The sequence below is a fragment of the Caulobacter sp. LARHSG274 genome (assembly GCF_052871235.1).
Genome location: NZ_JBIXJO010000015.1, coordinates 47,124 through 72,254, shown reverse-complemented (window position 1 = coordinate 72,254; position 25,131 = coordinate 47,124). Strand labels below are relative to the sequence as shown.

General features: G+C 70.6%; 17 protein-coding genes. 4 read left to right on the top strand and 13 right to left on the bottom strand.

Translation table 11 applies throughout. The annotated features are described in order from the left end of the window. Window positions 1-8: 8 nt before the first annotated feature. The 4 genes from ACIPQB_RS19865 to ACIPQB_RS19850 form a co-directional block, all read right to left on the bottom strand. Complete coding sequence (locus ACIPQB_RS19865; protein ID WP_446486995.1) at window positions 9-1,115, bottom strand: acyl-CoA dehydrogenase family protein; 1,107 nt, start codon at window positions 1,113-1,115, stop codon at window positions 9-11. Window positions 1,116-1,122: 7 nt separating this feature from the next. Then, a complete protein-coding gene (locus ACIPQB_RS19860; RefSeq protein WP_446486994.1) occupies window positions 1,123-2,274 on the bottom strand; it encodes an acyl-CoA dehydrogenase family protein in 1,152 nt (383 codons plus the stop codon). Between the two features lie 129 nt (window positions 2,275-2,403). Further along, window positions 2,404-2,844, bottom strand: a complete 441-nt coding sequence (locus ACIPQB_RS19855; protein WP_446486993.1) for an acyl-CoA thioesterase — start codon at window positions 2,842-2,844, stop codon at window positions 2,404-2,406. Between the two features lies 1 nt (window position 2,845). Next, window positions 2,846-3,652, bottom strand: coding sequence for a crotonase/enoyl-CoA hydratase family protein (locus ACIPQB_RS19850; protein WP_446486992.1), 807 nt, complete (start codon window positions 3,650-3,652; stop codon window positions 2,846-2,848). Window positions 3,653-3,842: 190 nt separating this feature from the next. Here ACIPQB_RS19850 and ACIPQB_RS19845 point away from each other — a divergent pair, with 190 nt between their 5' ends. The 4 genes from ACIPQB_RS19845 to ACIPQB_RS19830 are packed head-to-tail and all read left to right on the top strand — an operon-like array spanning window position 3,843 to window position 8,882. Beyond that, window positions 3,843-5,069, top strand: a complete 1,227-nt coding sequence (locus ACIPQB_RS19845; RefSeq protein ID WP_446486991.1) for a CaiB/BaiF CoA transferase family protein — start codon at window positions 3,843-3,845, stop codon at window positions 5,067-5,069. A gap of 38 nt (window positions 5,070-5,107) precedes the next feature. Continuing rightward, entirely contained in the window at window positions 5,108-5,893 is a 786-nt protein-coding gene (locus ACIPQB_RS19840; protein WP_446486990.1) for an enoyl-CoA hydratase, read from the top strand. Between the two features lie 51 nt (window positions 5,894-5,944). Then, window positions 5,945-6,718 carry an SDR family NAD(P)-dependent oxidoreductase gene (locus ACIPQB_RS19835; RefSeq protein ID WP_446486989.1) on the top strand — a complete coding sequence of 258 codons (774 nt, stop codon included), beginning with the start codon at window positions 5,945-5,947 and terminating at the stop codon, window positions 6,716-6,718. A 43-nt stretch (window positions 6,719-6,761) separates the two neighbouring features. After that, window positions 6,762-8,882 carry a 3-hydroxyacyl-CoA dehydrogenase NAD-binding domain-containing protein gene (locus ACIPQB_RS19830; protein ID WP_446486988.1) on the top strand — a complete coding sequence of 707 codons (2,121 nt, stop codon included), beginning with the start codon at window positions 6,762-6,764 and terminating at the stop codon, window positions 8,880-8,882. A gap of 39 nt (window positions 8,883-8,921) precedes the next feature. Here the strand turns inward: ACIPQB_RS19830 and ACIPQB_RS19825 are convergent, their stop codons facing one another. From ACIPQB_RS19825 to ACIPQB_RS19785, 9 genes are all read right to left on the bottom strand, one after another. After that, the gene (locus ACIPQB_RS19825) at window positions 8,922-12,155 is read right to left on the bottom strand and encodes an autotransporter domain-containing protein (RefSeq protein ID WP_446486987.1); all 3,234 of its coding nucleotides are present in this window, start codon (window positions 12,153-12,155) and stop codon (window positions 8,922-8,924) included. Between the two features lie 112 nt (window positions 12,156-12,267). Continuing rightward, entirely contained in the window at window positions 12,268-13,032 is a 765-nt protein-coding gene (locus ACIPQB_RS19820) for a glycosyltransferase family 2 protein (RefSeq protein ID WP_446486986.1), read from the bottom strand. Between the two features lie 118 nt (window positions 13,033-13,150). After that, complete coding sequence (locus tag ACIPQB_RS19815; RefSeq protein ID WP_446486985.1) at window positions 13,151-14,914, bottom strand: ATP-binding protein; 1,764 nt, start codon at window positions 14,912-14,914, stop codon at window positions 13,151-13,153. After that, entirely contained in the window at window positions 14,911-15,540 is a 630-nt protein-coding gene (locus ACIPQB_RS19810; RefSeq protein WP_446486984.1) for a YfiR family protein, read from the bottom strand. Before ACIPQB_RS19810 ends, ACIPQB_RS19815 begins: the two co-directional genes overlap by 4 nt. A gap of 156 nt (window positions 15,541-15,696) precedes the next feature. After that, a complete protein-coding gene (locus tag ACIPQB_RS19805) occupies window positions 15,697-15,828 on the bottom strand; it encodes a hypothetical protein (RefSeq protein ID WP_446486983.1) in 132 nt (43 codons plus the stop codon). Window positions 15,829-15,843: 15 nt separating this feature from the next. Continuing rightward, complete coding sequence (locus ACIPQB_RS19800; RefSeq protein WP_446486982.1) at window positions 15,844-17,259, bottom strand: efflux transporter outer membrane subunit; 1,416 nt, start codon at window positions 17,257-17,259, stop codon at window positions 15,844-15,846. Then, window positions 17,259-20,474: an efflux RND transporter permease subunit gene (locus ACIPQB_RS19795; protein ID WP_446486981.1), complete on the bottom strand. Its 3,216-nt coding sequence runs from the start codon at window positions 20,472-20,474 to the stop codon at window positions 17,259-17,261. The genes ACIPQB_RS19800 and ACIPQB_RS19795 overlap by 1 nt, the downstream gene beginning before the upstream one ends. Beyond that, window positions 20,471-23,653, bottom strand: a complete 3,183-nt coding sequence (locus ACIPQB_RS19790) for a multidrug efflux RND transporter permease subunit (RefSeq protein WP_446486980.1) — start codon at window positions 23,651-23,653, stop codon at window positions 20,471-20,473. Before ACIPQB_RS19790 ends, ACIPQB_RS19795 begins: the two co-directional genes overlap by 4 nt. Then, window positions 23,619-24,917 carry an efflux RND transporter periplasmic adaptor subunit gene (locus ACIPQB_RS19785; protein ID WP_446486979.1) on the bottom strand — a complete coding sequence of 433 codons (1,299 nt, stop codon included), beginning with the start codon at window positions 24,915-24,917 and terminating at the stop codon, window positions 23,619-23,621. Before ACIPQB_RS19785 ends, ACIPQB_RS19790 begins: the two co-directional genes overlap by 35 nt. Window positions 24,918-25,131 lie beyond the last annotated feature (214 nt).

The window sequence follows — 25,131 nt, the reverse complement described above, 5'->3', positions numbered from 1 at the left end:
GAATCCGCTCATGCCGCCTCCACGAAGCCGCCGAGCCGGGCCAGCCGCGCGGCCTGGGAGTCGGCGTCGCCGAACAGCATGTCGATCATGGTCAGGCGCTTGAGGCCCCAGCCAGCGCGGTGCTCCTCGGTGACGCCGATGCCGCCGTGCAGTTGCACGGCGCTCTGGCCGACGAACCGGGCCGAGGTCGAGATCACCGCCTTGACCGCCGCGAAGGCCTTACGGCGCTCCAGCGGGTCGGCGTCCTCGACCATCATCGCCGCATAGAGGGCCATGCTGCGGGCCTGCTCCAGCGACACCAGCATCTCGGCGGCGCGGTGCTGCAGGGCCTGGAACTTGGCCAGGGCCTGGCCGAACTGCTGGCGGGTGCGCAGGTGCTCGACGGTGATCTCCAGCAGCATCTCCATGATCCCCACCGCCTCGGCGGCGAGATAGGCGATGGCGTGCTGGATGACGCGCTCCATCAGCGCCTCGGCCGCTGGGCCCGCCGCCAGGACCCGGTCGCCGGCGACCGCGACGCCCTGCAGCGTCACGTCGGCGGCGCGCAGGCCGTCGAAGGTGCGATGGCCGGCGACGGTCACGCCGGGCGTCGCGGCGTCGACCAGCAGCAGGACCAGCCCCTCGGCCGAGGCGGCCGACAGCACCAGGCCCTGAGCGCTGTCGCCATGGATCACGCCGCGCGCCTGTCCGTCCACCAGCCAGCCGCCCGCGGCCGGCAGCGCCACCAGGTCGCCCGTTTCCGGCGCGACGGCCAGCACCCGCTCGCCGCCGATCACCTGGGGCACGAGCTCCGCCCTCAGGGCCGCGTTGTCCGACAGCCGCAGCGCCGCTCCGGCCATGACGATGGTCGCCAGATAGGGTTCGGCCGACAGCACCCGGCCCAGGGCCTGACCGACGACCAGGGTCTCGACGGGACCGCCGTCCAGGCCGCCGTCGGCCTCGGCGAACGGCGCGGCCAGGACGCCCAGCTCGGCCAGCTGCGCCCACAGGCCGGCGCTCCAGCCGGTCGGCGTCGCCAGCAGGCGGCGGCGGTCCTCGAAGCCGTAGCGGTCGGCCAGAAGCCGGGTCACCGTGTCGGCGAGCATCGACTGGTCTTCGTCGAGATCGAAGTTCATCGCCCCCTCACAGTCCCAGCACGCCGGTGGCGAGGATGTTCTTCTGCACCTCGGTGGCGCCGCCATAGATCGAGCCGGCCCGCAAGGTGAAATAGTTCGACGCCGCCTCCAGCGGCGCCTCCGGCTCGTCTTCGTAGGCGAAGGCGAAGGCGCGGGGGCCGGCGGTCTTGAGCAGCAGCTCCGAGGCGGCTTGGCGTAGCTCGACGCCGCGGATCTTCAGGATCGACGAGCGCGGATCGGCCACGCCGGGCTTCTGGGCCGCCAGCACCCGCAGCTGGGTGATCTCCAGCGCCTTCAGCTCGGCCTCGATGGCGGCGGCCTTGTCCAGCGCCCGCCCGGCCTCGGCGGCCGGCAGGTCGGCGGCCAGGCGCTTGATCCGGGCGATCAGCCGCTTGGCCATGCCGATGCGGGCGATGCCGGTGCGTTCGTTGGACAGCAGGTACTTGGCGTAGGTCCAGCCCTGGTTCTCCTCGCCGATGCGGTTCTCGACCGGCACGCGGACGCCGTCGAGGAACACCTCATTGACCTCGTGGCGGCCGTCGATGGTGATGATCGGGCGGACGGTGACGCCGGGCGATTTCAGATCGATCAGCAGGAAGCTGATGCCGCCCTGCTTCTTGGGGGCGGCGGGGTCGGTGCGGACCAGGGTGAACATCCAGTCGGCCCGATGGCCCATGCCCTGCCACATCTTCTGGCCGTCGACGACATAGACGTCGCCGTCGCGCACGGCCGTGGTCTTCACATTGGCCAGGTCCGAGCCGGCGCCGGGCTCGGAGAAGCCCTGGGCCCACCAGTCGTCGAGATTGGCCGCCCGCGGCAGGAAGCGCGCCTTCTGGGCGTCCGAGCCGAAGGCGATCAGCACCGGGCCCAGCATGGCGACGTTGAACGACAGCGGCTCGGGGGCCGGGGCCTGGTGCAGTTCGTCCATGAAGATGTGGCGCTGCACCGGCGTCCAGCCCGGACCGCCCCATTCCTTCGGCCAGCTCGGCGTCGCCCAGCCGCGGGCGTTGAGCGTCCGCTGCCAGCCGACCACCTCGTCCTTGGACAGAGCCCGGCCGTCCTCGACCTTGCGGCGCAGGTCGTCAGGCAGGGCCCCCTTGAGGAAGGCGCGGACCTCGGCGCGGAAGGCCGTCTCCTCGGCTGTGAAATTCAGATCCATCGGGGTCCATGAACAGCGGGCCGCAAGGCGGGCGGTCGGGGCAGGATAGAAGGCGAGGCCGGCAGCGCCCACAGTCGCGGCGCGCCCAAGGGGCTTTCAGCGCGTTTGCGATGCTTGGCGGACAAGGGCCTAGACACCAGGGACGACAAGGTCGGCCAGGGCCGCCTTGCTCGCCGCCGCCAGGGGCGTCGGCTGACGGGTCCGGCGGTCGACGAAGACATGGACGAAGTGTCCCGCCGCCGCCGGCGTCTCGACGCCGGGCAGGAACAGGCCGACCTCGTAGCGCAGGCTCTTGTCGCCCATCCGGCCGATCCGCACCCGGGCGTCGACGACCTGGGGAAACTCCACCGGCGCGAAATATTCGCAGCGGCTCTCGACGCACAGGCCGATCGCCGGGCCGTCGTGCAGCGACAGCACGCCGCGCTCGTACAGCATCCGGGTCACGGCGGTGTCGAACCAGCTCAGATAGATCACGTTGTTGACGTGGCCATAGGCGTCGCTGTCGGCCCAGCGGGTGGGGATGTCGACGGCGTAGGCGAAGTCCTCGCGGCGCAGGTCCCGAAGCGACATCTCAGGCTCCGGTGAAGCTGGGCGGGCGCTTGTCGAAGAAGGCGTCCAGGGCTTCGCGGTGGTCGGCGGTTTCGTGGGCCAGAGCCTGGAAGGCGGCCGACAGTTCGAGCACGTCGCTGAGCCGGCCATGCTGGCCCTCGCGCAGCAGGCGCTTGGCCAGGCGCACCGAGCGCGGCGGGTTGGCGGCCACCCGTTCGGCCAGCTTCCGGGCCTCGGCCAGCACCGCCTCCGGCTCGACGAGCTTGTTGACGAGGCCCATGGCCAGGGCCTCCTGGGCGCTGAACACGTCGCCGGTCAGGATAATCTCGGCGGCCCGGGCGTAGCCGACGGCCCGCGGCAGGATCCAGGCCCCGCCGTCGCCGGGCACGATGCCCATCTTGACGAAGCTGGCGGCGAACTTGGCCTTGTCGGAGGCCACCCGCATGTCGCACAGGCAGGCTAGGTCGCAGCCCAGGCCGATGGCGTGGCCGTTGACCGCCGCGATGGTGGCGATCTCCAGGTTCATCAGGGCCAGCGGGATCTTCTGGACGCCCTTCTTGTAGTTGGCGCGGGTGTCGGCCGGGGTCGCCAGCGGCCCGATGCCGTTGCGGTCGCGCATGCCGTTCAGGTCGCCGCCGGCCGAGAAGGCCGAGCCGGCGCCGGTCAGGATCAGGACCGAAACCTCGGGGTCGGCGTTGGCTTGCTCGGCCGCGGCGACCAGCGCCTCGCAGTCCTCGAAGCTGGCGATGGCGTTGCGGGAGTCGGGCCGGTTCATCGTCACCGTGACGATCCGCCCGACCTTTTCGTAGATGATGAACGCCTCGGCCATGCCGCCTCCATACCGCCCCGCCGAGGGGCGATCTCGGCTCCAGACGCCCCCAGAACGCCCGCCGCGACAAGCTTCGAGGCCATCCAGAGCGGACATATCGGATTTACGATGAGGCCCCCGGTCGCCTTGTAAGAACGGCCGGTATGGCGACCATGCCCCCACCTTAGAGTGGCGGCGGGAGCATTGGCGTATGGCTGAAAAGGCGTTGAACGGCGTCAAGGTGCTGGATCTCAGCCGGGTCCTGGCCGCGCCGCTGGCCGCCCAGATGCTGGGCGACCTGGGCGCCGACGTCATCAAGGTCGAGCGGCCCGGCGTCGGCGACGAGTCGCGCGAATACGGCCCGCCCTTCCTGAAGAACCGCGACGGAACGCCGACCACCGACGCCGCCTTCTATCTTAGCGCCAATCGCAACAAGCGGTCGGTGACCGCCAACCTCGCCACCCCCGAGGGCCAGGAGATCGTTCGCCGCCTGGCCGCCCAGTCCGACGTCGTGCTCGAGAACTTCAAGACCGGGTCGCTGAAGAAGTACGGCCTGGATTACGAGGGCCTGAAGGCGGTCAATCCGCGCCTGGTCTATTGCTCGATCACCGGCTTTGGCCAGACCGGCCCCCTGGCCCCCAAGCCCGGCTATGACGGCGTGTTCCAGGCCATGAGCGGCATGATGAGCGCCTCGGGCTATCCGGACGGCCAGCCCGGCGGCGGGCCGATGAAGATGGGGCTGTCGGTGGTCGACATCCTCACCAGCCTCTACGCCGCCAACGCCATCCAGGCCGCCCTCTATCACCGCGACGTCCATGGCGGTCCCGGCCAGCACATCGACCTGTCGCTGCTCGACTGCGGCCTGGCCTCGCTGAGCCATTTCGCCATGAACTACCTGGTCTCCGACGTGGTGCCGCCGCGGCGCGGCAACGGCGGCTTCGGCGGGGTGCCGTCGCAAGCCTTCCGCTGCGCCGACCGCCACATCTTCCTGGTGGCCGGCAACAATCCGCAGTTCGCGCGGCTGTGCCAAGCCATCGGCCGGCCCGACCTGCTGGAGGACCCCCGGTTCTCGCACACCTCCGGCCGGATCGAGAACCGCGACGCCCTGCTGGCGATCCTGGACGCCGAATTCGCCGCTCGTCCGGCGGCGGTGTGGCTGCAACTGCTCGACGAGGCCGGCGTCGCCGCCGGCCCGGTCAATGACCTGCGCTCGGCCCTGGCCGAACCCCAGATCCAGCATCGCGGCATGGTCCGCCAGGTCGAGCACGCCGTCGGCGGTCCCCTGCGCATCCTGGCCAATCCGATCCGGCTGTCGGAAACGCCGATCGAGGACTACGCCGCCCCGCCCACCGTTGGCCAGGACACCGACGCCGTGCTCGGCGCCCTCGGCTACGACGCCGACGCCCGCCAATCCCTGCGCGCCCAAGGCGCGATCTGACCGCTCCAGGTCTTCATTTCGACATCGAGGAACACACCATGACCGACAAGATCCTGACCGAAAAAGACGGTGCGATCGGCCGGCTGATCTTCAACAATCCCGACAAGCTCAACGCCATCTCCCTGGAGATGTGGGAGGGCATGGGCAAGGGCGTGGAACTGTTCGAGGCCGATCCCGAGGTGCGGGTGATCGTGGTCTCCGGGGCCGGCGGCAAGTCGTTCGTGGCCGGGGCCGACGTCTCGAAATACGAAGAAGAGCGCATGGGCGAGAACGCCCAGGAGCACTACGCCCAGACCGGCGAAAAGGCCCTGTCGGCGCTCTACAATTCGACCAAGGTGACGGTGGCGGCGATCGACGGCTGGTGCATCGGCGGCGGCATCTCGGTGGCGGTGTCGTGCGACCTGCGCTTCTGCTCGGACAAGTCCAAGTTCGGCCAGCCGGCCATGCGCTACGGCATCGGCTATCGCTACAAGAGCCTGCGCCGCCTGGCCGACATCATCGGCGTGCCGGCCTCCAAGGACATGCTGCTGGGCGGGCTGCAGTTCGACGCCGCCGAGGCCTACGCCAAGGGCCTGGTCGGCCGGGTCCTGCCCGAGGCCGAATTCGCCGCCTTCATCGACAAGACCACCGCTTCGATCGCCGGCGGCGCGCCGCTGACCGCCAAGCAGGTCAAGTTCACCCTGGCCACCATCCTGCAGGACCCGGCCGACCGCGACCTGGCCCGCTGCGAGGAGCTGTTCCAGGTCTGCTACGCCTCGGCCGACTACAAGGAAGGCATCCGCGCCTTCGCCGAGAAGCGCCGCCCGACCTTCACCGGCGTCTAAGCCTTTCGAACCCAACGCCGCTCTCCTTCCAAGACCCAAGAGACCCCCGCCATGACCAGCCCTTCGGCCAAGTTCGACCTGACCGGCCGCGTCGCCCTGGTGACCGGCGCCTCGTCCGGCCTGGGCTGGCGCTTCGCCGAGCAGCTGGCCGCGGCGGGGGCCAAGGTGGTGGCGGGGGCCCGGCGCCTGGACCGGCTGCAGGACTTGGCCAAGGCCGTGAAGGCGGCGGGCGGGGCCTTGGAGCCCGTCGAGCTGGACGTGACCAGCGAGGCCTCGATCCAGGCCGCCTACGACACGGCCGAGCGGGTGTTCGGCACGGTCGACATCGTCATCGCCAACGCCGGCCTCAACGCCGAGGGGCCGGCCCTGGAGCTGGCCAACGACGCCCTGGCGCAGCTGCTCAGCGTCAATGTCCAGGGCGTCTACCTGACCGCCCGCGAGGCCGCCCGCCGGCTGATCGCGGCCGAGCATCCCGAACGTGGGCGGATCATCCTGGTTGGCTCGGTGGGGTCGCTCAAGCCGCTGCCCGGCCTGACCGCCTACAGCCTGTCCAAGGCCGCGGTGGCCATGATGGGCAAGGGTCTGGCCCGCGAATGGGCCCGCTGGGGCGTGACCGTCAACACCATCTGCCCCGGCTGGATCGCCACCGAGCTGAACAGCGACTGGCTGGCCGGCGAGGCTGGCCAGAAGCTGGTCAAGACCTTCCCCCGCCGCCGGGTCATGCCGGCCGAGGGCCTCGACGACATGGTGCTGTTCCTGGCGTCGGACGCCTCGGCCTCGGTCACCGGCGGCGTGTTCTCCATCGACGAAGGCCAGGCGCTCTAGCCGCCGGCCGCTCTTCCCCCTTCAAGCTGTCAGGAATATCGCCATGAGCGCCGTCGCATACCGTGTCGAAGGCGATGTCGCCGTGCTCACCGTCGACGCCCCGCCGGTCAACGCCCTCGGCCTGGCCGTGCGGCAAGGTCTGCTGGCCGGCCTCGATCGCGCGGTCGTCGACGACGCCGTCGCCGCGGTCGTGCTGATCTGCGCCGGCTCGACCTTCATCGCCGGCGCCGACATCAGCGAGTTCGGCACCGCCAAGGCCCTGGCCGAACCGCGGATCCGGACCATCCAGGACCTGCTGGAGGCCAGTTCCAAGCCGGTGGTGGCGGCGATCCACGGAACCGCCCTGGGCGGCGGGCTGGAGGTCGCCCTGGCCTGCCACGCCCGCGTCGCCGTCGCCTCGGCCAAGCTCGGCCTGCCCGAGGTCAAGTTGGGCCTGCTGCCGGGGGCCGGCGGCACGGTGCGGCTGCCGCGGCTGGTCGGCCCCGAAGTGGCGCTGGACATGATCACCTCGGGGGCGCCGATCGCCGCGACACGGGCGCTGGAGCTGGGCGTGATCGACGTGATCGTCGAGGACCTGGAGGCCGGCGCCATCGCCTACGCCGCCGGCCTGGCGACGGACGGCGCCCCCCTGCCGGTGATGGCCCGCGACGAGCGGCTGCGCGACGTCGACCCGGCCCTGTTCGCCGACTACCGCCTGAAGGTCGGCAAGAAGGCCCGCGGCCAGATCGCGCCGTTCCGGATCGTCGACTGCGTCGAGGCCGCCTGCCGCCTGCCCGGCGCGGAAGCCCTGGCCTTCGAGGCCGCCGCCTTCGCTGAGTTGCTGGCCAGCGACCAGCGCAAGGGCCTGGTCCATTACTTCTTCGCCGAGCGCGAGGCGCGCAAGATCCCCGGCCTGCCGACCGACCTCGCGCCGCAGCCGATCCGCAAGGTGGCGGTGATCGGCGCGGGCCTGATGGGCGGCGGCATCGCCATGGTGTTCGCCAACGCCGGCATCGCCGTCACCCTGGTCGATGTCGGCCAGGAGGCGCTGGAGCGCGGCCTGGGCGTGATCCGCAAGACCTATGCGGCCTCGGTCGCCCGCGGCTCAACCCCCCAGGCCAAGGCCGATCGCGCCCTGGCCCTGATCCATACGACCACCGACTACGCCGAGCTGCGCGACGTCGATCTGGCCATCGAGGCGGTGTTCGAGAACATGGGCGTCAAGCAGGCCATCTTCGCCCGGCTGGACGCGGCGACCCCCGCCCACGCCATCCTGGCCTCCAACACCTCGGGCCTGGACATCGACGCCATCGCCTCGGCGACCCTGCGGCCCGAGCGGGTGATCGGCATCCACTTCTTCAGCCCCGCCAACGTGATGAAGCTGATGGAGAACGTCCGCGGCGCCCAGACCTCGCCTGAGGTGATCGCCACGGTCATGGCCCTGGGCCGCCAGCTCGGCAAGGTTCCGGTCCTGGCCGGCAATTGCGACGGCTTCATCGGCAACCGCATGCTGCAATATTACAGCGGCGAGGCCGAGTTCATGCTGATCGAGGGCGCGACGCCCGAACAGGTCGACCGGGTCGCCGAAAGCTTCGGCATGGCCATGGGGCCGCTGGCCATGCGTGACCTCTCCGCGCTCGACCTGAACACCGTGGTCCGCGCCGCCCGACGGGAAGCCTTTCCCGACGAGCGCTGCACCCTGATCGTCGAGCGCCTGGTCGAGGCCGGCCGCTGCGGCCAGAAGACCAGCAAGGGCTATTACCGCTACGAGGGCCGGACCCGGCTGCCCGATCCGGAGGCCCTGGCGATCATCGAGGCCCATTCGCGCGAGCTGGGCGTCGCCCGCCGCGCCTTCAGCGACGAGGAGATCCGCGACCGGCTGTTCATGCCCCTGGTCAACGAGGGCGCCAAGGAACTGGAGGAAGGCATCGCCCTGCGGGCCGGCGACATCGACGTGGTCTGGGTCAACGGCTACGCCTTCCCGGCCCATCGCGGCGGCCCGATGTTCTGGGGCGAGCAGATGGGCCTCGACAAGGTGGCGGCCATGGCCGAGCGGCTCGCCGCGGCCAATGGCGAGCGCTGGGCCCCCGGCCCGCTGCTGCGCCGCCTGGCCGAGACCGGCCGCGGCTGGAGCGCCGTGGGCGAGGTTCTGGCCGAACTGCGGGGCGAGATGCAGGTCGCTTAGATCGGCGCCGACCCGATCACGGTTTGAGGGGACGCTCGGTCAGAACATCGCCCGGCCCGTGAACCTCAGCTTGTAGATCTTCTGGCGCCGGGCCGCCTCCGCCCCGCCTTCGATCGCGAAATAGGACATGGCCGAGCCGGCCCGCAGCGCAAAGCCCAGGGTCACCGCCCCCTGCTTGTCGTTGAGCGAGCTGATCGTGAACGGCGTACCGCCGGCGAACCGGGCGACGGTGTCGCCGATGTCGCCCGCCAGGGTCTGGCGGTAGCCGACCCGGATCTCGGGCGACCACCAGACGTCCTTGTCGCCATAGCTGGAGCCGAGCACCAGGCCGGCGTCGCCGCTCAGATTGCTGAACGACCGGGCGTCGACGGTCAGATCGAAACCCTCGCCGCCGCCGGTCTCCTTCTGTCGGCTCTCATGCAGGTAGGTGTAGTCGAGGCGGGCTTCCGGTCGGATGTAGTGGCGTCCGAGCGCCTGCTGGTAGGCGACGCCGGCGAACGCCGTGCCGGTCAGGCCGTACCAGTCGGCGCGATTGCTGAGCGACACGTCGGCCGCGCCGTTGCCGTCGACGTCCTCGGAGATCAGCACCCGGTCGCCCTGGAAGCGACCGCCGCCGCCGCCGCCGCCGAGGTTGAAGCGCCAGCCGCCGGCCGAGCGCCGCCAATAGACCCCGGCCTGGACCAGGGTGCCAGTGGTCTGCTCGCCGACCTTGGCGACGGTGTCCTTGGACTGCAGGTTGACCATGGCCAGGGTCGTGCCCAGCGCGCCGCCGGCGTCGCCCATCGCCTCGTAGCCGGCGACGAAGCCGACCGCGCCGGTGTCGGAGCCCAGGGTCGCGCCGTTGTCGATGCGCACCAGGGTGTTGATCTCCTGCACCCAGACGCTATCGGGTCCGTAGCGCTCGTCGCGGTCCGGGCGGATGGCGGTGGCGGCCGAGATCTGCTGGTTGACCGAACTCAGCGCCGAGAACGTACCGACGCCGGTGTCCGGCAGCATCTGGTTGTAGAGGTTGTAGAAGCCGTCCTTGGAATACTGGCTGAGGAAGGCGCCGGCGATGGCGGTGTCCTTGCCCAGGGCGGCGAACACCGCGTCATAGGCCGAGGCCTGGCCCGACGACATGCCCGCCTCGGTCGCCGTCCGCCGCCGTACGTCGAGATAGACGGCGTTGGCGTCGCTATAGGCGCTGGCGACATAGAGATAGGGCGCCTGCTCGACGCTGCTGCTCAGCGTCCCGGCCGTCAGCGCGTTGGCGGTGATCACCGTATAGGTCGTCGGTTCGCTCAGCAGGCCGGTCAGCCGCAGGCCGATCGTCGCCCCCGAGGCGATGGTCGCGGTGTCGGCGGCGAACTGGGTGTGCAGGCCGGTGGTCGGGTCGGCGGTGAAGAACAGCTTGCTGGCCGCGCCCAGCGACAGCGCGCCGACCTTGATGGTGTCGGTGTTGGTCACCGTCAGCCGGCCCGCGCCGATCGACAGGCTGGCCAGGCCGTCGGAATCCGTCAGGGCGCCGTAGGCCGTGGCGTCGCCGTCGATGTTCAAGGCGTCCGCGCCGTCGCCGAACGACAGGGCGCCGATCAGGTACCCCGACAGCAGGTTCAGGGTGTCGTCGCCCGAGCCGAACAGCACGTTCCCGTAGATGTAGGGCGTGACCGTCGTCGCGGTCGAGGTGGTCAGGGTCACCGAGGTGGTGTCGGCGACCGAGCCGCTGTTGGAGGTCGGCGCCACCTGGGACAGGGTCACGCCGGTGGTGTTGGTCCGCAGGTCGAAGGCGATGGCCGCGCCGGTGGCGGTGCTGGTGACCGTCGTGCCCGACTCCGTCACGGTCGGCGAGGCGAGGGCGGCGTAGACGTGGCCGCTGTTGGTGATCGAGGTCAGGGCGCCCGAGGCGTCGAGCACCGCGACCGCGTCGCCGGTTTCGCCGGTGCGGGTGGCGGTGATCGTCCCCGAATTGACCAGGCTGGACAGGGTGGCGCCGGCGTCGACCACCAGGCCGTAGGCGTTCGCCGTGGTGGTGGATTCCGAATAGGAATAGGCGCTCGAGGACACCGAGCCGCGATTGTAGAAGGCGGCCAGGTCGGCGCCGGCGGCCAGGCGCACGGCGGTCGCGTCGGCCTCGACGGCCGAGGCGCTGATCGAGCCGTCCAGCCGCACGCCGCCGGTGATGATCGTCGCATGGCCGGCGTCGCCGCCGATCTGCAGGCCGGTGGCCGTGACCCCGCTATAGACGCCGCTGGCCGAGATCGAGCCCTTGTCGACCAGGCCATAGGCGTCGGCGTCGACGCCGACCGCGCCGATGGTGATGTCGCGGGTGTCGGAGCCGATCAGCAGGGCCGGGGCCGAGCCCTGGACGGAGATCGAGGCCGTGCCGGTCGAGGAATAGGACGTGGTCACCGTCGTGGTCGTCGTGCCGTCGACGGTGACGGCGGTGTCCGATCCGGTCAGCATGATCCCGCCGGCCACGTCGCCGGAGATCGCGACGGCGGAGCCGCCCTGCAGCAAGTTGTCGCTGTAGGCGACGATCTTGGCCAGGGTGGTCGAAACCGACGAGCCGCTGGGATAGCGATAGCCGGTGGCGCTGACCGAGCCCTGCAGCGAAACGGCGCCGGCGACGTCGGAGTCGACGGCGACGCCCACCGAATTCTCGCCAGTGACGCTGACCGAGCCGGCCTGGAGGACGTCGCCGCTGACGCCGCCCGACACCCGGATGCCGTAGCTGTCGTCCCCGACCACCGAGATCGAGCCCGTGTGGTTGAGGGTCCCGACCAGCGGGCTTTGCAGATAGATTCCGTAGGACTCGTTGCCCTCGATGGTGATCGTCCCGCTGCTGGCGACGTCGCCGGTGAAGGCGGAGGTTCCCTGGACATAGATTCCGTAGCGGTTGGCGCCCTCGGCGAAGGCCCCATGGACGATGTCGTCGGTGGTGGTGGCCGCATAGTCCTCGGTCAGCGAGATCGTGCCGGCGTTGGTGACGGTTCCGGTCTGGCCGCCGAGCACCAGGATTCCGATGGAATCGGAGACGTCGGCCGAGATCAGCGAGCCGTTGTTGACCACGGCGTTGGCGCTATCCAGCGTCACGATCGCCCCCGAGGTCGACAGGGTGATGACGCCGGCGGTGGTGATGGTCACGTCGTCGGCCGTGCCGGCGTCGCTGGCCGTGGAGGTCGCGATCGGCGTGGTGCGGGCGCTGCTGGAGACTTCCTTCTCGGCCCAGGCCGTGGACGCGGCCGCCAGCAAGGGGACCGCGGCGGCCGTCGCGACCCAGGTTCTACGATTCATAAAAGACGCCTCCTGCGGGGAGAGGCGTAGGGATGAGTTGCAGCCTTTGGATGGCGCGGGATTTACCGCACCGCAAAGCTTCGGTTTATTTCAGCAACCTGCGGCGCGCGGCCTATTCGAACGGCCCCGCGCCGGCCCGGCGGGCGGCCGAGGTTTCGCGGCGGTCGAGCGGCCAGCGAAGCTGGGCGACCACCCGTCGCCGGTTGACCAGCCTGAGCAGCTGGAGGTTCTGCCGGACCAAGCCTACGGGCGAAAGCACGCGCAATGCGTCTCTCACCATGCTGCATTCGGCCCAGACGCCCTGGAGCAGACCGGTCTTGCGATACTTGCGGATGTTCGACACGCCCGGCCAGTCGACGACCTCGATCCGCAGGCCCGCCTCGATGATCCGCTGGTTGATGAAGGCCTCGCCGCCCCAGCGCGGCAGGGCCTCCATGACCTCGACCTGGTCGCGGATCAGCCAGGCGGGGATCACCCGCTCGCCGGACACGAAGTCCAGGCCGATAGCGCGATAGAGGCTCAGGCTGTTGCGGCGCAGGCTGATGCTGACCTTGGCCCGGCCCGTCTCGATCGGCGCGGCCAGGCTGTCGATCTCCGCACGCCCCAGGCCGGCCAGGTCGGCGTCCAGGAACATCAGGTGGTCGCCGGTCGCGGCGGCGACGCCCTGGCTCATCGCATAGGTCTTGCCGCGATTGCGACCGTAGGAAATCACCTGGACGCCGGGATAGTCCCTGAGCAAGGCGTCGGTGCCGTCGGTCGAGCCGTCGTCGACGACGATGACCTCCTTCAGGGCCGGGTGGCCGTCCACTGCGGACAGGATGTCCCGGAGGCGTTCCCCCTCGTTATAGGCGCAGACGATGCAGGAGATTTCCGCCATGGGTTCGGTCCCGGCCGTGGTCCTGGGGACTTAAGCCGCCCGGCGAGGGGAAAGGTTCCCCATGTCATTCGCGCGCCGGCGCCAGTCCGCCCGCAGCGTCGCAAAAAACACGGTGATTTCAAGCCTGGGAGTCTTCCCGCACGGCGCCCAGTTCGTTGGCCAGGGCTTCGATGGCGTAGGGCTTGGGCAGGACCCGGAAGCCGGCCTGGGCCGCGGCGGTGGCGGCCTCGCTGAACCCGGTCGTCAGGACGATCGGCAGGCGGGGATATTTCTGGCTGACCGCCCGCGCCAGGTCCATGCCGCCCATGCCGCCGGGCATCACCATGTCCGAGAAGACGATGTCGAAATCGCCGCTCTGGTCGAGCATCCGCAGGGCCGCCGCGGCGCTCGCCACCCGGGTGGGCTGGTAGGCCAGGGCCTGCAGCATCTCCACCACCACCATCGCCACCGTGTCGTCGTCCTCGACCAGCAGCACCCGACCTTGGCGCGCGCGGTCCGCGACAGGCGCGGGGGCGGGGATCGCCGCTGGCGGGGTCTTGGTCGAGCGCGGCAGCAGCAGCGACACCACCGTGCCCAGCCCCGGCGCGCTCTCGATCCGCACGTCGCCGCCGGACGCCCGGGTGAAGCCGTAGACCTGGCTGAGGCCCAGGCCCGTCCCGCGCCCCACCTCCTTGGTGGTGAAGAACGGCTCGAAAGCCCGGGCGATATGCTCCTCGGACATGCCGACGCCCTCGTCGAGCACGGCCAGGCGGACGAAGTCGCCGTTCAGGTCGTTCTCGACCAGGTCATAGACGTTCTCGGCGATCACCGTCAGCTTGCCGCCCTTTGGCATGGCGTCGCGGGCGTTGACCGCGACGTTCAGCAGCGAGACCTCCAGCTGGGTGGGGTCCACCTCGACCAGCCACAGGCCGTCAGCCAGGCGCAGCTCCAGCTCGATGTCCTGGCGCAACGAGCGCTCGAGCAGGATCGACAGGGCCGGGATGCGCGTCGACAGGTCGACGACCTCGGGCTTCAGCGGCGAGCGGCGGGAAAAGGCCAGCAGCTTGCTGGTCAGCTCGGCCCCGCGATCGAGCGCCTGACGGACCGCGGCGCCGAACCGCTTGCGCTTGGCCGGATCGTCGCTCTTTTCCAGGATGTCGAGGCCGCCCGAGGCGACCATCAGCAGGTTGTTGAAGTCGTGGGCCAGGCCGCCGGTCAGCTTGCCGATCGCCTCCATCTTCTGGCCCTGGCGAAGGGCTTCCTCGGCCCGCTCGCGTTCCTGGATGTGGATCTGCAGGGCGTTGTTGGCGACGCCCAGGGCCAGGGCCCGCTCCTCCAGCCGGGCGTTGGCTCGCCGGAGCAGGGCCTGGCCGACGCCCAGGACGCTGACCAGCAGTACGGCCATCACCAACAGCACGGCGATGCCGGCATAGCGCGCCAGCCGGCGGGGCAGGGGCTCGACGACGGAGCGCAGATAGACCGAGCCCAGGGCCGCCTCGCCCTGCCGGACCGGGGCGGTCACGATGCGATAGCGGTCGTCGGGCGCGACGCCTGCGGCGTTCGGCCTGTCCGGCGGCGGGGCGGCGCCGGTTCGGGCGTAGCCGGCCACCCGCTGGCCGGTGGTGTCGTAGACGCCGGCCGCCTCGACCTCCGGATTGGCTCGCAGCGCCTCGACATATTCCTGGGCCACCTTGCGGTCGTCGAAGGCCAGGGCGGCGGTGATGCTGGCGGCCAGGATCTGAGCCTGGACAGCCACTTCCCGCGTCTTCTGAATGCGATAGGCGCGCTCGTTATAGACCCCCATCATCAGGCCCACGGTCACCAGGGCCAGGGCGCCGACCAGGGCCAGGCCGCCGAACATAAAGCCGGAGCGGCCGAACTGGAGACGATCACGCCAGCTCATGAGGCGGGCCCCTCGCGCACCGCCAGCGCCAGGCTCAGCAGCTTGGCGCTGATCGTCAGGCCGTTGCGGGCGGCGGCGGCGACGTCGATGGTGAAGCGGACGCGATCCTGCTTGACCACGAACTGGACGATGCTGCCGGGCGCGTCCGGGCCGTCGGTGATGGTCAGGCTGGGCGCGCCGCGCACCGCCTGCAGGGCGGCGGCGATCGACTGGCGCTTGGAGCCGGCGATGTAGAGGATCTGGCAGCCCGAGGGGCCGGAAACCATGGGCAGGCGGCGCACGGCCAGCGGACGGCCGTCGATCTGCTGGTTCTCGACGATCTGGTCGAGGACCGGGCCGAAGGGATCGTCGCCGACGACGCAGAGATTGATCGCCGCGCCGGGCGGCGGAAACGACCCGGGGGGCCAGTCGACGAAGGACACGAGCTTTTGCAGATAGGCCGCCTTCACCTGGTATTCGAGCGAGGCGGCGCTGGCGGCCGACCCGGACAGAACCATGCCGACGAGGACCAGGCGTCCCAACAGCCGCCGCCAGGGCGCGGTGCGATACAGCGTCAGGCGGCCAGGCCGCGAGCCTGCGGCCGCGCCCGACAAGGGAGCAAACGCGATGGCGCGGCGCAGGTTCATCGGCCGCCGCGCGTGCGCGCAAACGCGTCCCCGCCCCGCCAAACGAAATCCGGCTTTTCCGATGTCACCGCCCGCCGATCGCCCATGACCCGAAACCCCAAGTGGCAGACTACGCTGTCAGTACCGTCATGGTCAGGCTTTTCTTGCGGGATCCGATCAAAAGCGATCGGACGTGGAATTTGAACGATGCGCGTTCAGGTCGGATTTCCTGCGCTCATGGATTGCATGGAAGCCGCCGAGCGTGAATTTCGCGCGAAGCTCTGCGGCGATCTGACGCAGGAAGGCCACCGGCCCGATCCGCCGCTAGAGGTCCGTCGCCGTCCAGCCGCCGCCGAGCGCCTGGATCAAGGCCACGGCGGCGGTCTGGCGGGCCACGCCGGCGGTCAGCAGGGCGCGCCGGGCCGACAGCGCCGAGGCCTGGGCGGTCACCACGTCGGTATAGGCCACCTGGCCGGCGCGATACTGGTTGAGCAGCATCTGCTCGGTCTGGTCGGCGGCCTCCGACGCGGTCCGCAGCAGGGCGTAGCGACGCTCCAGCACGCGGGCCGCGGTCAGCTGGTTCTCGACGTCCTCGAAGGCGGTCAGCGCCGTCTGACGGTAGTCGGCGACCGAGGCGTCGTAGGCGGCGCGGGCCTGCTCCACCTGGGCCTTGCGGGCCCCCGCGTCGAACAGGGTCTGGGCCGCCGACAGCCCCAGCGACCAGGTGTTGGCCGAGGCTGAGAACAGGTCGCCAAGCCGGCTGGCGCTGCTGTCGCCCGAGGCGCTGAGCGAAAAGGTCGGGAAGAAGGCGGCGCGGGCCACGCCGATTTCGGCGTTGGCGGCGGCGGCCCGGCGCTCGGCGGCGGCGATGTCGGGGCGGCGCTCCAGCAGGGTCGACGGCACCCCGGCCGGGATCGTCGGCGCTTGCACCCGCCAGTTGGGATCGGCCGCCAGTCGGAAGCTGCTGGCGGGCTCGCCGACCAGCACGGCGATGGCGTTCTCGTAGGTGGCGCGGGTCTGTTCCAGCTCGGCCAGGTCGGCCTGGGCCCCGGCCAGTTGGGTGGTGGCCTGCAGCACGTCCGATCTGGGGGCGATGGCGGCGGCGTAGCGGTTCTGGGTGATGGTCAGGCTGCGCTGGTAGCCCTCGACGGTGCTGCTCACCAGGGCGATCTCGGCGTCGGTCTGGCGCAGGCCCAGATAGTTGGTCGCCAGCTCGCCCTGCATCGACAGGCGGGCGGCGGCGAGGTCGGCGGCGCTGGCCTGGGCGCTGGCCCGGGCCCCGCTGACGGTCTGGCGGATGCGGCCCCAGACGTCCGGCTCCCAGCTGGCCCCGATCCCCGCCTGATAGCGCCGGCCGGTCGTCGAGTTCCCTGTAGCGGAACTGGTCGAGCCCGAGCCGCCCGACTTGGTCGCCGAGCCGGTCAGGTCGATGGTCGGGAACAGGCTGGCCCGCTGCTCGCGGACCAGGGCGCGGGCCTGGCGATAGCTGGCCTCGGCGGCGGCGATGGTCTGGTTGGAGACATTGACCCGGGCGATCAGGGCGTCGAGCTGGGGATCGCCCAGCAGGGTCCACCAGTCGCCGCGGTCCAGCAGGTCGCCGGGCGTCGCCGGTTTCCAACCCTCCAGGGCCTTGTAGGCCGCCGGCGCGGCGATGCTCGGCCGTTGATAGGCCGGGCCGACCGCGCAGGCCGACAGCAGCAGGACGGTGCAGGCGGCGCAGGCCGAACGTTGAACGGACATCAGGCGGGCTCCGGCGCGTCGGGCGTGGCGGGATTGTGGGTCAGGTAGCGCTCGTCGCGCCGCTTGCCCCGCAGGCGGTCGAGATAGACGTAGACGACGGGGGTGGTGATCAGCGTCAGCAGCTGGCTGGCGATCAGCCCGCCGATGATCGTGATCCCCAGGGGGCGGCGCAGCTCGGCCCCCTCGCCGAAGCCGATGGCCAGGGGCAGGGCGCCCAGGGCGGCGGCCAGGGTGGTCATCAGGATCGGCCGGAAGCGCAGCAGGCTGGCCTCGCGCACCGCCTCCAGCGCCGTCAGTCCGCGGCTGCGCTGAGCCTCCAGGGCGAAGTCGATGATCAGGATGGCGTTCTTCTTGACGATGCCCAGCAGCAGGAACACCCCGATCAGGGCGATGATCGAGAACTCCATCTTGAAGATCAGCAGGGCCAGCACCGCCCCGACCCCGGCGGCGGGCAGGGTCGACAGCACTGTCAGCGGGTGGACGTAGCTCTCGTAGAGGATGCCCAGCACGATGTAGATGGCGACGACAGCCGCCAGGATCAGGAACGGCTGCTGGCTCATCTGGTCGTTGTAGCTGCGGGCGCTGCCCTGGAAGCTGCCGTGGACGCTGGTCGGCAGGCCGATGTCGGCCTCGGCCTGCTTGATGGCCGCCTGGGCGTCGCTGAGCGAGGCGCCGTCGGCGAGGTTGAACGACACGGTGGTGGCCAGCTCGCCGTTCTGGTGGTTGATCGAGGTCGGGGTGGCGGCCTGGGCGACGCTGGCGATCGCCCGCAGCGGGGTCATCGGCGTCACCGTGGTGTTGAGGGCCGAGCCGGTCGAGGGATCGCGCAGCGACGGATTGACTGCCGCGCCGCTGCTGGTGGTCCCGCCGGTCGTCCCGGCGGTGGTCGGCACATAGACGTCGCCCAGCGCCTCGGGTCCCTGGGCGAAGGCCGGCAGCCATTCCAGGATCACGCTGTACTGGTTGATGTCCTCGTAGATGGTCGCCACCTGCCGCTGGCCGAAGGCGTCGTAGAGGGCGTTGTCGACGGCGCGCGGGGTGACGCCCATCCGCGCGGCGCTGTCGCGGTCGATGGTGACGAAGGTCTCGACGCCGTTCTCCGACTGGTCGGAATCGACGTCGGTCATCACGTCGGCGTGGGCCTTCATCGCCTCGGCCAGCTTGGGCGCCCACTGCTTGAGGGCGGCGCTGTTGTCGCTGGTCAGGGTGTACTGGTAGGTCGAGTTGCTCTGCCGCCCGCCCATGCGCACGTCCTGCACGGGGTTGAGAAAGACGCTGATCCCGGTCACCCGCTGCAGCTTGGGCCGCAGGCGGTTGATCACCGCCGAGCCCTTTTCCTTGCGCTCGCCGGGCCCGTCGCCCAGCGGCTTGAGGTTGACGAACATGAAGCCGCCGCCGGCCCGGGCCCCGCCGGTGAAGCCGACCACGGTGTCGACGGCCGGGTCCTTGCGGATGATGTCGACCACCTGCCGCAGCTTCTGCTGCATGGCCTGGAAGGACACGCTCTGGTCGGCCCGCAGGCCGGCCATCACCTGGCCGCTGTCCTGCTGCGGGAAGAAACCCTTGGGCACGGCGATGTAGAGCCAGGCGGTCAGGCCCAGCACCACCACCAGGATCAGCAGCACCACCGGCTTGGCCGCCAGGGCCCAGTCGAGGCTGCGGGCATAGGTCCGGTGGACGCGGTCGAAGCCGGCCTCGAAGAAGCGGCCGACCCGGCCCTCCCTCTCGCCCTCCGGCCGCGGGCGCAGCAGATAGGCGCACATCATCGGCGTGGTGGTCAGCGAGATGACCAGCGAGATCAGCACCGCCGCCGACAGGGTGACGGCGAATTCGCGGAACAGCCGTCCGACCTGGCCGCCCATGAACAGCAGCGGGATGAACACCGCCACCAGCGAGATGCTGATCGACAGCACCGTGAAGCCGACCTCCCGCGCCCCCAGGGTGGCGGCGGCGAAGCGGCCCATGCCGTTTTCGATGTGGCGGGCGGTGTTCTCCAGCACGACGATGGCGTCGTCGACCACGAAGCCCGTCGCCACGGTGATGGCCATCAGGCTGAGATTGTTGAGCGAAAAGCCCAGCAGGTACATCACCCCGAAGGTGCCCAGCAGCGAGACGATGGTCGCCGCCGCCGGGATGAAGGTGGCCCGGGCGCTGCGCAGGAAGGCGCTGACCACCAGCACCACCAGCACGATCGAGATCAGCAGCGTCACCTCGATCTCGTGCAGCGAGGCGCGGATGGAGTTGGTGCTGTCGGAGGCCACCGCCACCTGGATGTCGCCGGGCAGCTGGGCGCGCAGCTCTGGCAGGACGGCGCGGACGCTGTCGACGGTCTGGATGATGTTGGCCCCCGGCTGGCGAGTGACCAGGATGATGATCGCCGGCTTGCCGTTGAACAGGCCCAGGGTGCGGGTGTCGGCGACGCTGTCGGTGACGTTGGCGACGTCCGACAGCTTGATCCCCGCGCCGCCGCGCCAGGCCACCACCAGGCCCGAATAGTCGGCCGCCTTGCGCCCGCCGGTGCTGGTATAGACCTGGAAGCGCTCGCCGTTCCCCTCGACCACCCCCTTGGGCCGGTTGGCGTTGGCGGCCTGGACGGCGGCGCGGACGTCCTCCAGCGAGACGCCGTACTTGTTGAGCAGGAACGGATTGACCGAGACCCGCACGGCCGGCAGCGAGCCGCCGCCGATCTCGACGTCGCCGACCCCGGTCACCTGGGCCAGGCGCTGGGAGACGATGTTGGAGACCGCGTCGTAGATCTGGCCCGGGGTCTTGGTGTCGCTGGTCAGCGCCAGGATGATCACCGGCGCGTCGGAGGGGTTCTGCTTGCGATAGGTGGGGTTGCTGCGCAGCGTGGCCGGCAGGTCGCCGCGGGTGGCGTTGATCGCCGCCTGCACCTCGCGCGCCGCCCCGTCGATATTGCGGTTGAGGTCGAACTGCAGGGTCACCCGGGCCGAGCCGGTGTTGCTCTGCGAGGTCATCTCGGTGACGCCGGGGATCACCCCCAGCCGCCGCTCCAGCGGGGTGGCGACGCTGGAGGCCATGGTGTCGGGGCTGGCCCCCGACAGGTTGGCCGAGACCGAGATGGTCGGATAGTCCACCTGCGGCAGGGGCGAGACCGGCAGCACGAAGAAGGCGGCGATCCCGGCCAGGGCCACCCCGATGGTCAGCAGGACCGTCGCCACCGGCCGGCGGATGAACGGCGCCGAGAGGTTCATGACGGCGCCCCCGGCAGCGGCTCGGGCCCGGCCGACTCGGGCTCGGCCGGCGCCTGCTCACGGTCGCGGCGCGCGGCCGGCGCCAGGCGGTCGAAGGCCAGGTAGATCACCGGGGTGGTGAACATGGTCAGCAGCTGGCTGACCAGCAGGCCGCCGAAGATGGCGATGCCCAGCGGCCGGCGCAGCTCGCCGCCCTCGCCGAAGCTCAGCATCAGCGGCACGGCGGCGAACAGGGCCGCCAGGGTGGTCATCAGGATCGGCCGGAAGCGCAGCACCGCGGCCTGGAAGATGGCGTCGCGCGGGCTCTTGCCCTCGTCGCGCTCGGCGCTGATCGCGAAGTCGATCATCATGATCGCGTTCTTCTTGACGATACCGATCAGCAGGATGATGCCGATGATGCCGATGACGCCCAGGTCGTTGCCGGTGATCCACAGGGCCAGCAGCGCGCCCACGCCCGCCGACGGCAGGGTCGACAGGATGGTCAGCGGGTGGATGTAGCTCTCATAGAGCACCCCCAGCACGATGTAGACGCAGACCACGGCGGCCAGGATCAGCCACAGCTGGTTGCTGAGCGAGTTCTCGTAGGCTCCGGCCGCGCCCAGGAAGGTGTGGGTGACGGCGACCGGCATGTCGATGTCCTTCATCGCCGCGCGGATGTCGCCGACCGCCTGGCCCAGCGAGACGCCCGGGGCGGTGTCGAAGCCGATCGTGGTGGCCGGGAACTGGGCGACGTGGGTCACCTGCAGCGGGGCGCTCTGCTCGCGGATGGTCGAGATCGCCGACAGCGGGGTGGGCGCGCCGCCGCCGGTCTTCAGGTTCAGCAGGCCCAGCGACTGCGGGGCCGTCAGCAGGCCCGGCCGGGCCTCCAGGATGACCCGGTACTGGTTGGTCTCGGTGAAGATGGTCGAGACGATCCGCTGGCCGAAAGCGCTGTAGAGGGCGTCGTCGACGTCGGCGGCGGTGATCGACAGTCGGGCGGCGGTGTCGCGGTCGATGTCGACAAAGGCCGCCGCCCCGGTGGCGCTGGCGTCGGAATAGACGTTGCGCACCGACTTCACGCTGGCCAGGCGCGCGGCCAGCTTGCCGGCCCATTCGCGCACCGTGGCGGTGTCGGCCCCCTCCAGCGACAGCCGGTAGAGGGTGGGGCCGGTCTCGGCGTCGATGGTCAGGTCCTGGGTCGGCTGCAGGTAGAGGGTGACGCCCGGCACGGCCGCGACCCGGTCGCGCAGCCGCTGCATGATCTTCTCCTGCGAGCCCTTCCGGTCGGGCTTGAGGTTGATCAGCATCTGGCCGGTGTGGAGCATCGAATTGTTGGCGCCGTCGACGCCGATGAACGAGCTGAGGTTCTCCACCGCCGGGTCGGCGAGGATGGCGTTGGCGGCCTGCCGCTGCAGCCCGGCCATGCGGTCGTAGGACACCGACTGCTCGACCTCGGTGCGGGCCTGCAGCTGGCCGGTGTCCTGGGTCGGGAACAGGCCCTTGGGGATGACCAGGTAGAGCAGGGCGGTCAGGGCGAAGGTGGCGACGGCGACCACCAGGGTGGCGGTCTGGCGCTCCAGCACCCAGGCCAGGCCCTGTTCGTAGCGGCGCTCGACGCGCTCAAACACCGCCTGCGACTTGCGCGCGACACGGCCCTGGTGTTCCTCGCCCTGCGGCTTCAGCCAGCGGGCCGACAGCATCGGCGTCAGGGTCAGGGAGACCACGGCCGAGATCAGGATGGTGATGGCCAGGCTGATGGCGAACTCGCGGAACAGCCGCCCGACCACGTCGCCCATGAACAGCAGCGGGATCAGCACGGCGATCAGCGAGATGGTCAGCGAGATGATCGTGAAGCCGATCTCGCGCGCGCCCTTCAGGGCCGCGGCCATCGGCCTTTCGCCGCGCTCCAGGTGGCGGGCGATGTTCTCGATCATGACGATGGCGTCGTCGACCACGAAGCCGGTGGCGATGGTCAGGGCCATCAGGCTGAGATTGTTGAGGCTGAAGCCCAGCAGGTACATCACCCCGCAGGCGCCGATCAGCGAGATCGGCACGGCCAGGCCGGCGATCAGGGTGGCGCGCAGGCTGTGCAGGAAGAAGAAGATCACCACCACGACCATCACCACGGCCAGCAGCAGCTCCATCTCCACGTGGTGGACCGAGCCGCGGATGCCGGTGGTGCGGTCGGCCAGCACCTGGACCTTGAGGGTGGCCGGCAGGCTCTCCTCCAGCTCCGGCAGCTTGGCCTTGATGGCGTCGACGGTCTTGATGACGTTGGCGCCGGGCTGGCGCTGGACGTTGACGATGATCGCCGGGGTGTCGTCGGCCCAGGCCCCCAGGCGGGTGTTCTCGGCGCTCTGCACCACCTGGGCGATATCACGCAACCGCACTGGTGCGGCATTCTTGTAGGAGACGATCAGGTTCGAATAGTCGTCGACGGTCAGCAGCTGGTCGTTGGCGTTGATCGAATAGCTGCGGGTCGGGCCGTCGAAGCTGCCCTTGGCGCTGTTGGCGTTGGCGTTGCTGATGGCGGTCTGCAGGTTGGCCAGGGTGACGCCGTAGGAGGCCAGGGCCTGGGTGTCGGCCTGGATGCGGATGGCCGGGCGCTGGCCGCCGCTGAGGGTGACCAGGCCCACGCCCGAGACCTGGCTGATCTTCTGGGCCAGGCGGGTGTTGACCAGGTTCTGCACCTCGGTCAGCGGCAGGGTGTCGGAGGTGACGGCCAGGGTCAGGACCGGAGCGTCGGCCGGATTGACCTTGGCGTAGACCGGCGGAGCGGGCAGGTCGGCCGGCAGCAGGCTGTTGGAGGCGTTGATCGCCGCCTGCACCTCCTGCTCGGCGACGTCCAGGGTCTCGCCGAGATTGAACTGCAGGGTGATGACGCTGGCCCCGGCCGTGCTGACCGAGCTCATCCGCGCCAGGCCGGCCATCTCGCCCAGCTGGCGCTCCAGCGGGGCGGTGACCGTCTGGCTCATCACCTCAGGGCTGGCGCCGGGATAGAGGGTCTGGATCTGGATGGTCGGATAGTCGACCTGGGGCAGGGCCGACAGCGGCAGCAGCCTGAAGCCGACCAGGCCGGCCAGGACGATGGCCGCCATGAACAGGGCCGTGGCGACCGGCCGCTGGATGAAGGGGCGCGAGGGGTTCATCGGGACGCGGGCCGGGCTACTGCGCCTGGCGCCGGCGGCGATGCTCGCCACCTTTGCCCCCGCCTTGACCCGGGCCGCGGCCCATGCGCTGGGCCGACTGGCCCGGCAGCTGGACCTTGCCGCCCTCGGTCAGGCGATCGCCGCCCTCGGTGATCACCTTCTCGCCGACCTTCAGGCCGGTGGCGATCGAGGCCTGGGCGGTGGTCGAGGGGCCGGCCGTGACCTTGCGCTTGCTGACCGTCTGGTCGGCGTTCAGCACCCAGACGAAGGCCCCGTCCGATCCCTGCCGCAGGGCGGTGGCGGGCACCACGACCGCGCCGCGGATATTGTCCAGCTCCAGCCGGACATTGACGAACTGGCTGGGGAACAGGGTCCCGCCGGCATTGGCGAACCCGGCCTTGGCCTTAACCGTGCCGGTGCCGGTGTCGACGACATTGTCGAGGGTCGAGAAGGTCCCCGTGTCCAGGGTGGCGGTGCGGGTCCGGTCCAGGGCGACGACCGGCAGCACGGCGCCGGTCGCGGCGCGGGCCCCGATGCGCGGCAGGTCGTCCTGCGGAACGGTGAACTCCACGTCGATCGGCGACACCGTGGTGATCACCGCCACCCCCGCCGCGTCGCCGGCGGCGATGTAGTTGCCGGAGTCGACGACCCGCAGGCCGACCCGGCCGCTGACCGGGGCGACGATGCGGGCGTAGCCGAGGTTCAGTTGGGCGGTGCCGACGCTGGCGCGGTCGGACATCACCGTGCCCTCCAGCTGCTTGACGGTGGCGGCCTGGGTGTCGACGTCCTGGCGGGCGATGCTGTCCTGGGCCAGCAGGGTCTGGTAGCGGGCCAGGGTGACGCGGGCGCTGGCCAGCTGGGCCTGGTCGCGGGTCAGGTTGCCCTGGGCCTCCATCAGCGCCATCTGGAAGGGGCGGGGATCGATCTGCACCAGCACCTGGCCGGCCCTGACCATCTGGCCTTCGCGGAACAGCACCTGGGTGATCACGCCCGACACCTGCGGCCTGACCGTCACCGTCGCAGCGGGGGTCACCGTGCCCAGGGCCTCGATGACCACCGGCAGGTCGGCCTGGCCGGCGGTGGCCACCGCCACGGTGCTGGCGGGGCCGCGGCGTCCGCCGCCGCCGAAGCCGCCGGGACCGCCCGGTCCGCCGCCCCCCCCGGGTCCGCCCTGGGCCCCGCCAGGGCTGGCGTGCATCAGGCTCCAGGCCAGCCAGACCACGCCGGCCAGCACCGCCAGGGCGATCGCGCCGCCGATGATCTGGGCCTTGCGGCTGACGGGGCGGACGGCGGAGGGCGGGGGCGGCGCGGTCATCGAGGGCCTCGGAGCGAGCGGCGGCAGGGCGGGCGGGCGGGAACCGCGACCATATGGAGCAACCAACGCCACAACGGCCAAGCGGATGCCTGGCCCAAGCGTGACGGCGGGTGCAGCCTGTTCTTGGTGCGCGACATTGCTGGCGCATTTCACGACGGAAATGTCCCGCGCCCCACTTGCGGCGGGTCGGTTCGTCCGGCGGCTCGCCGTATCG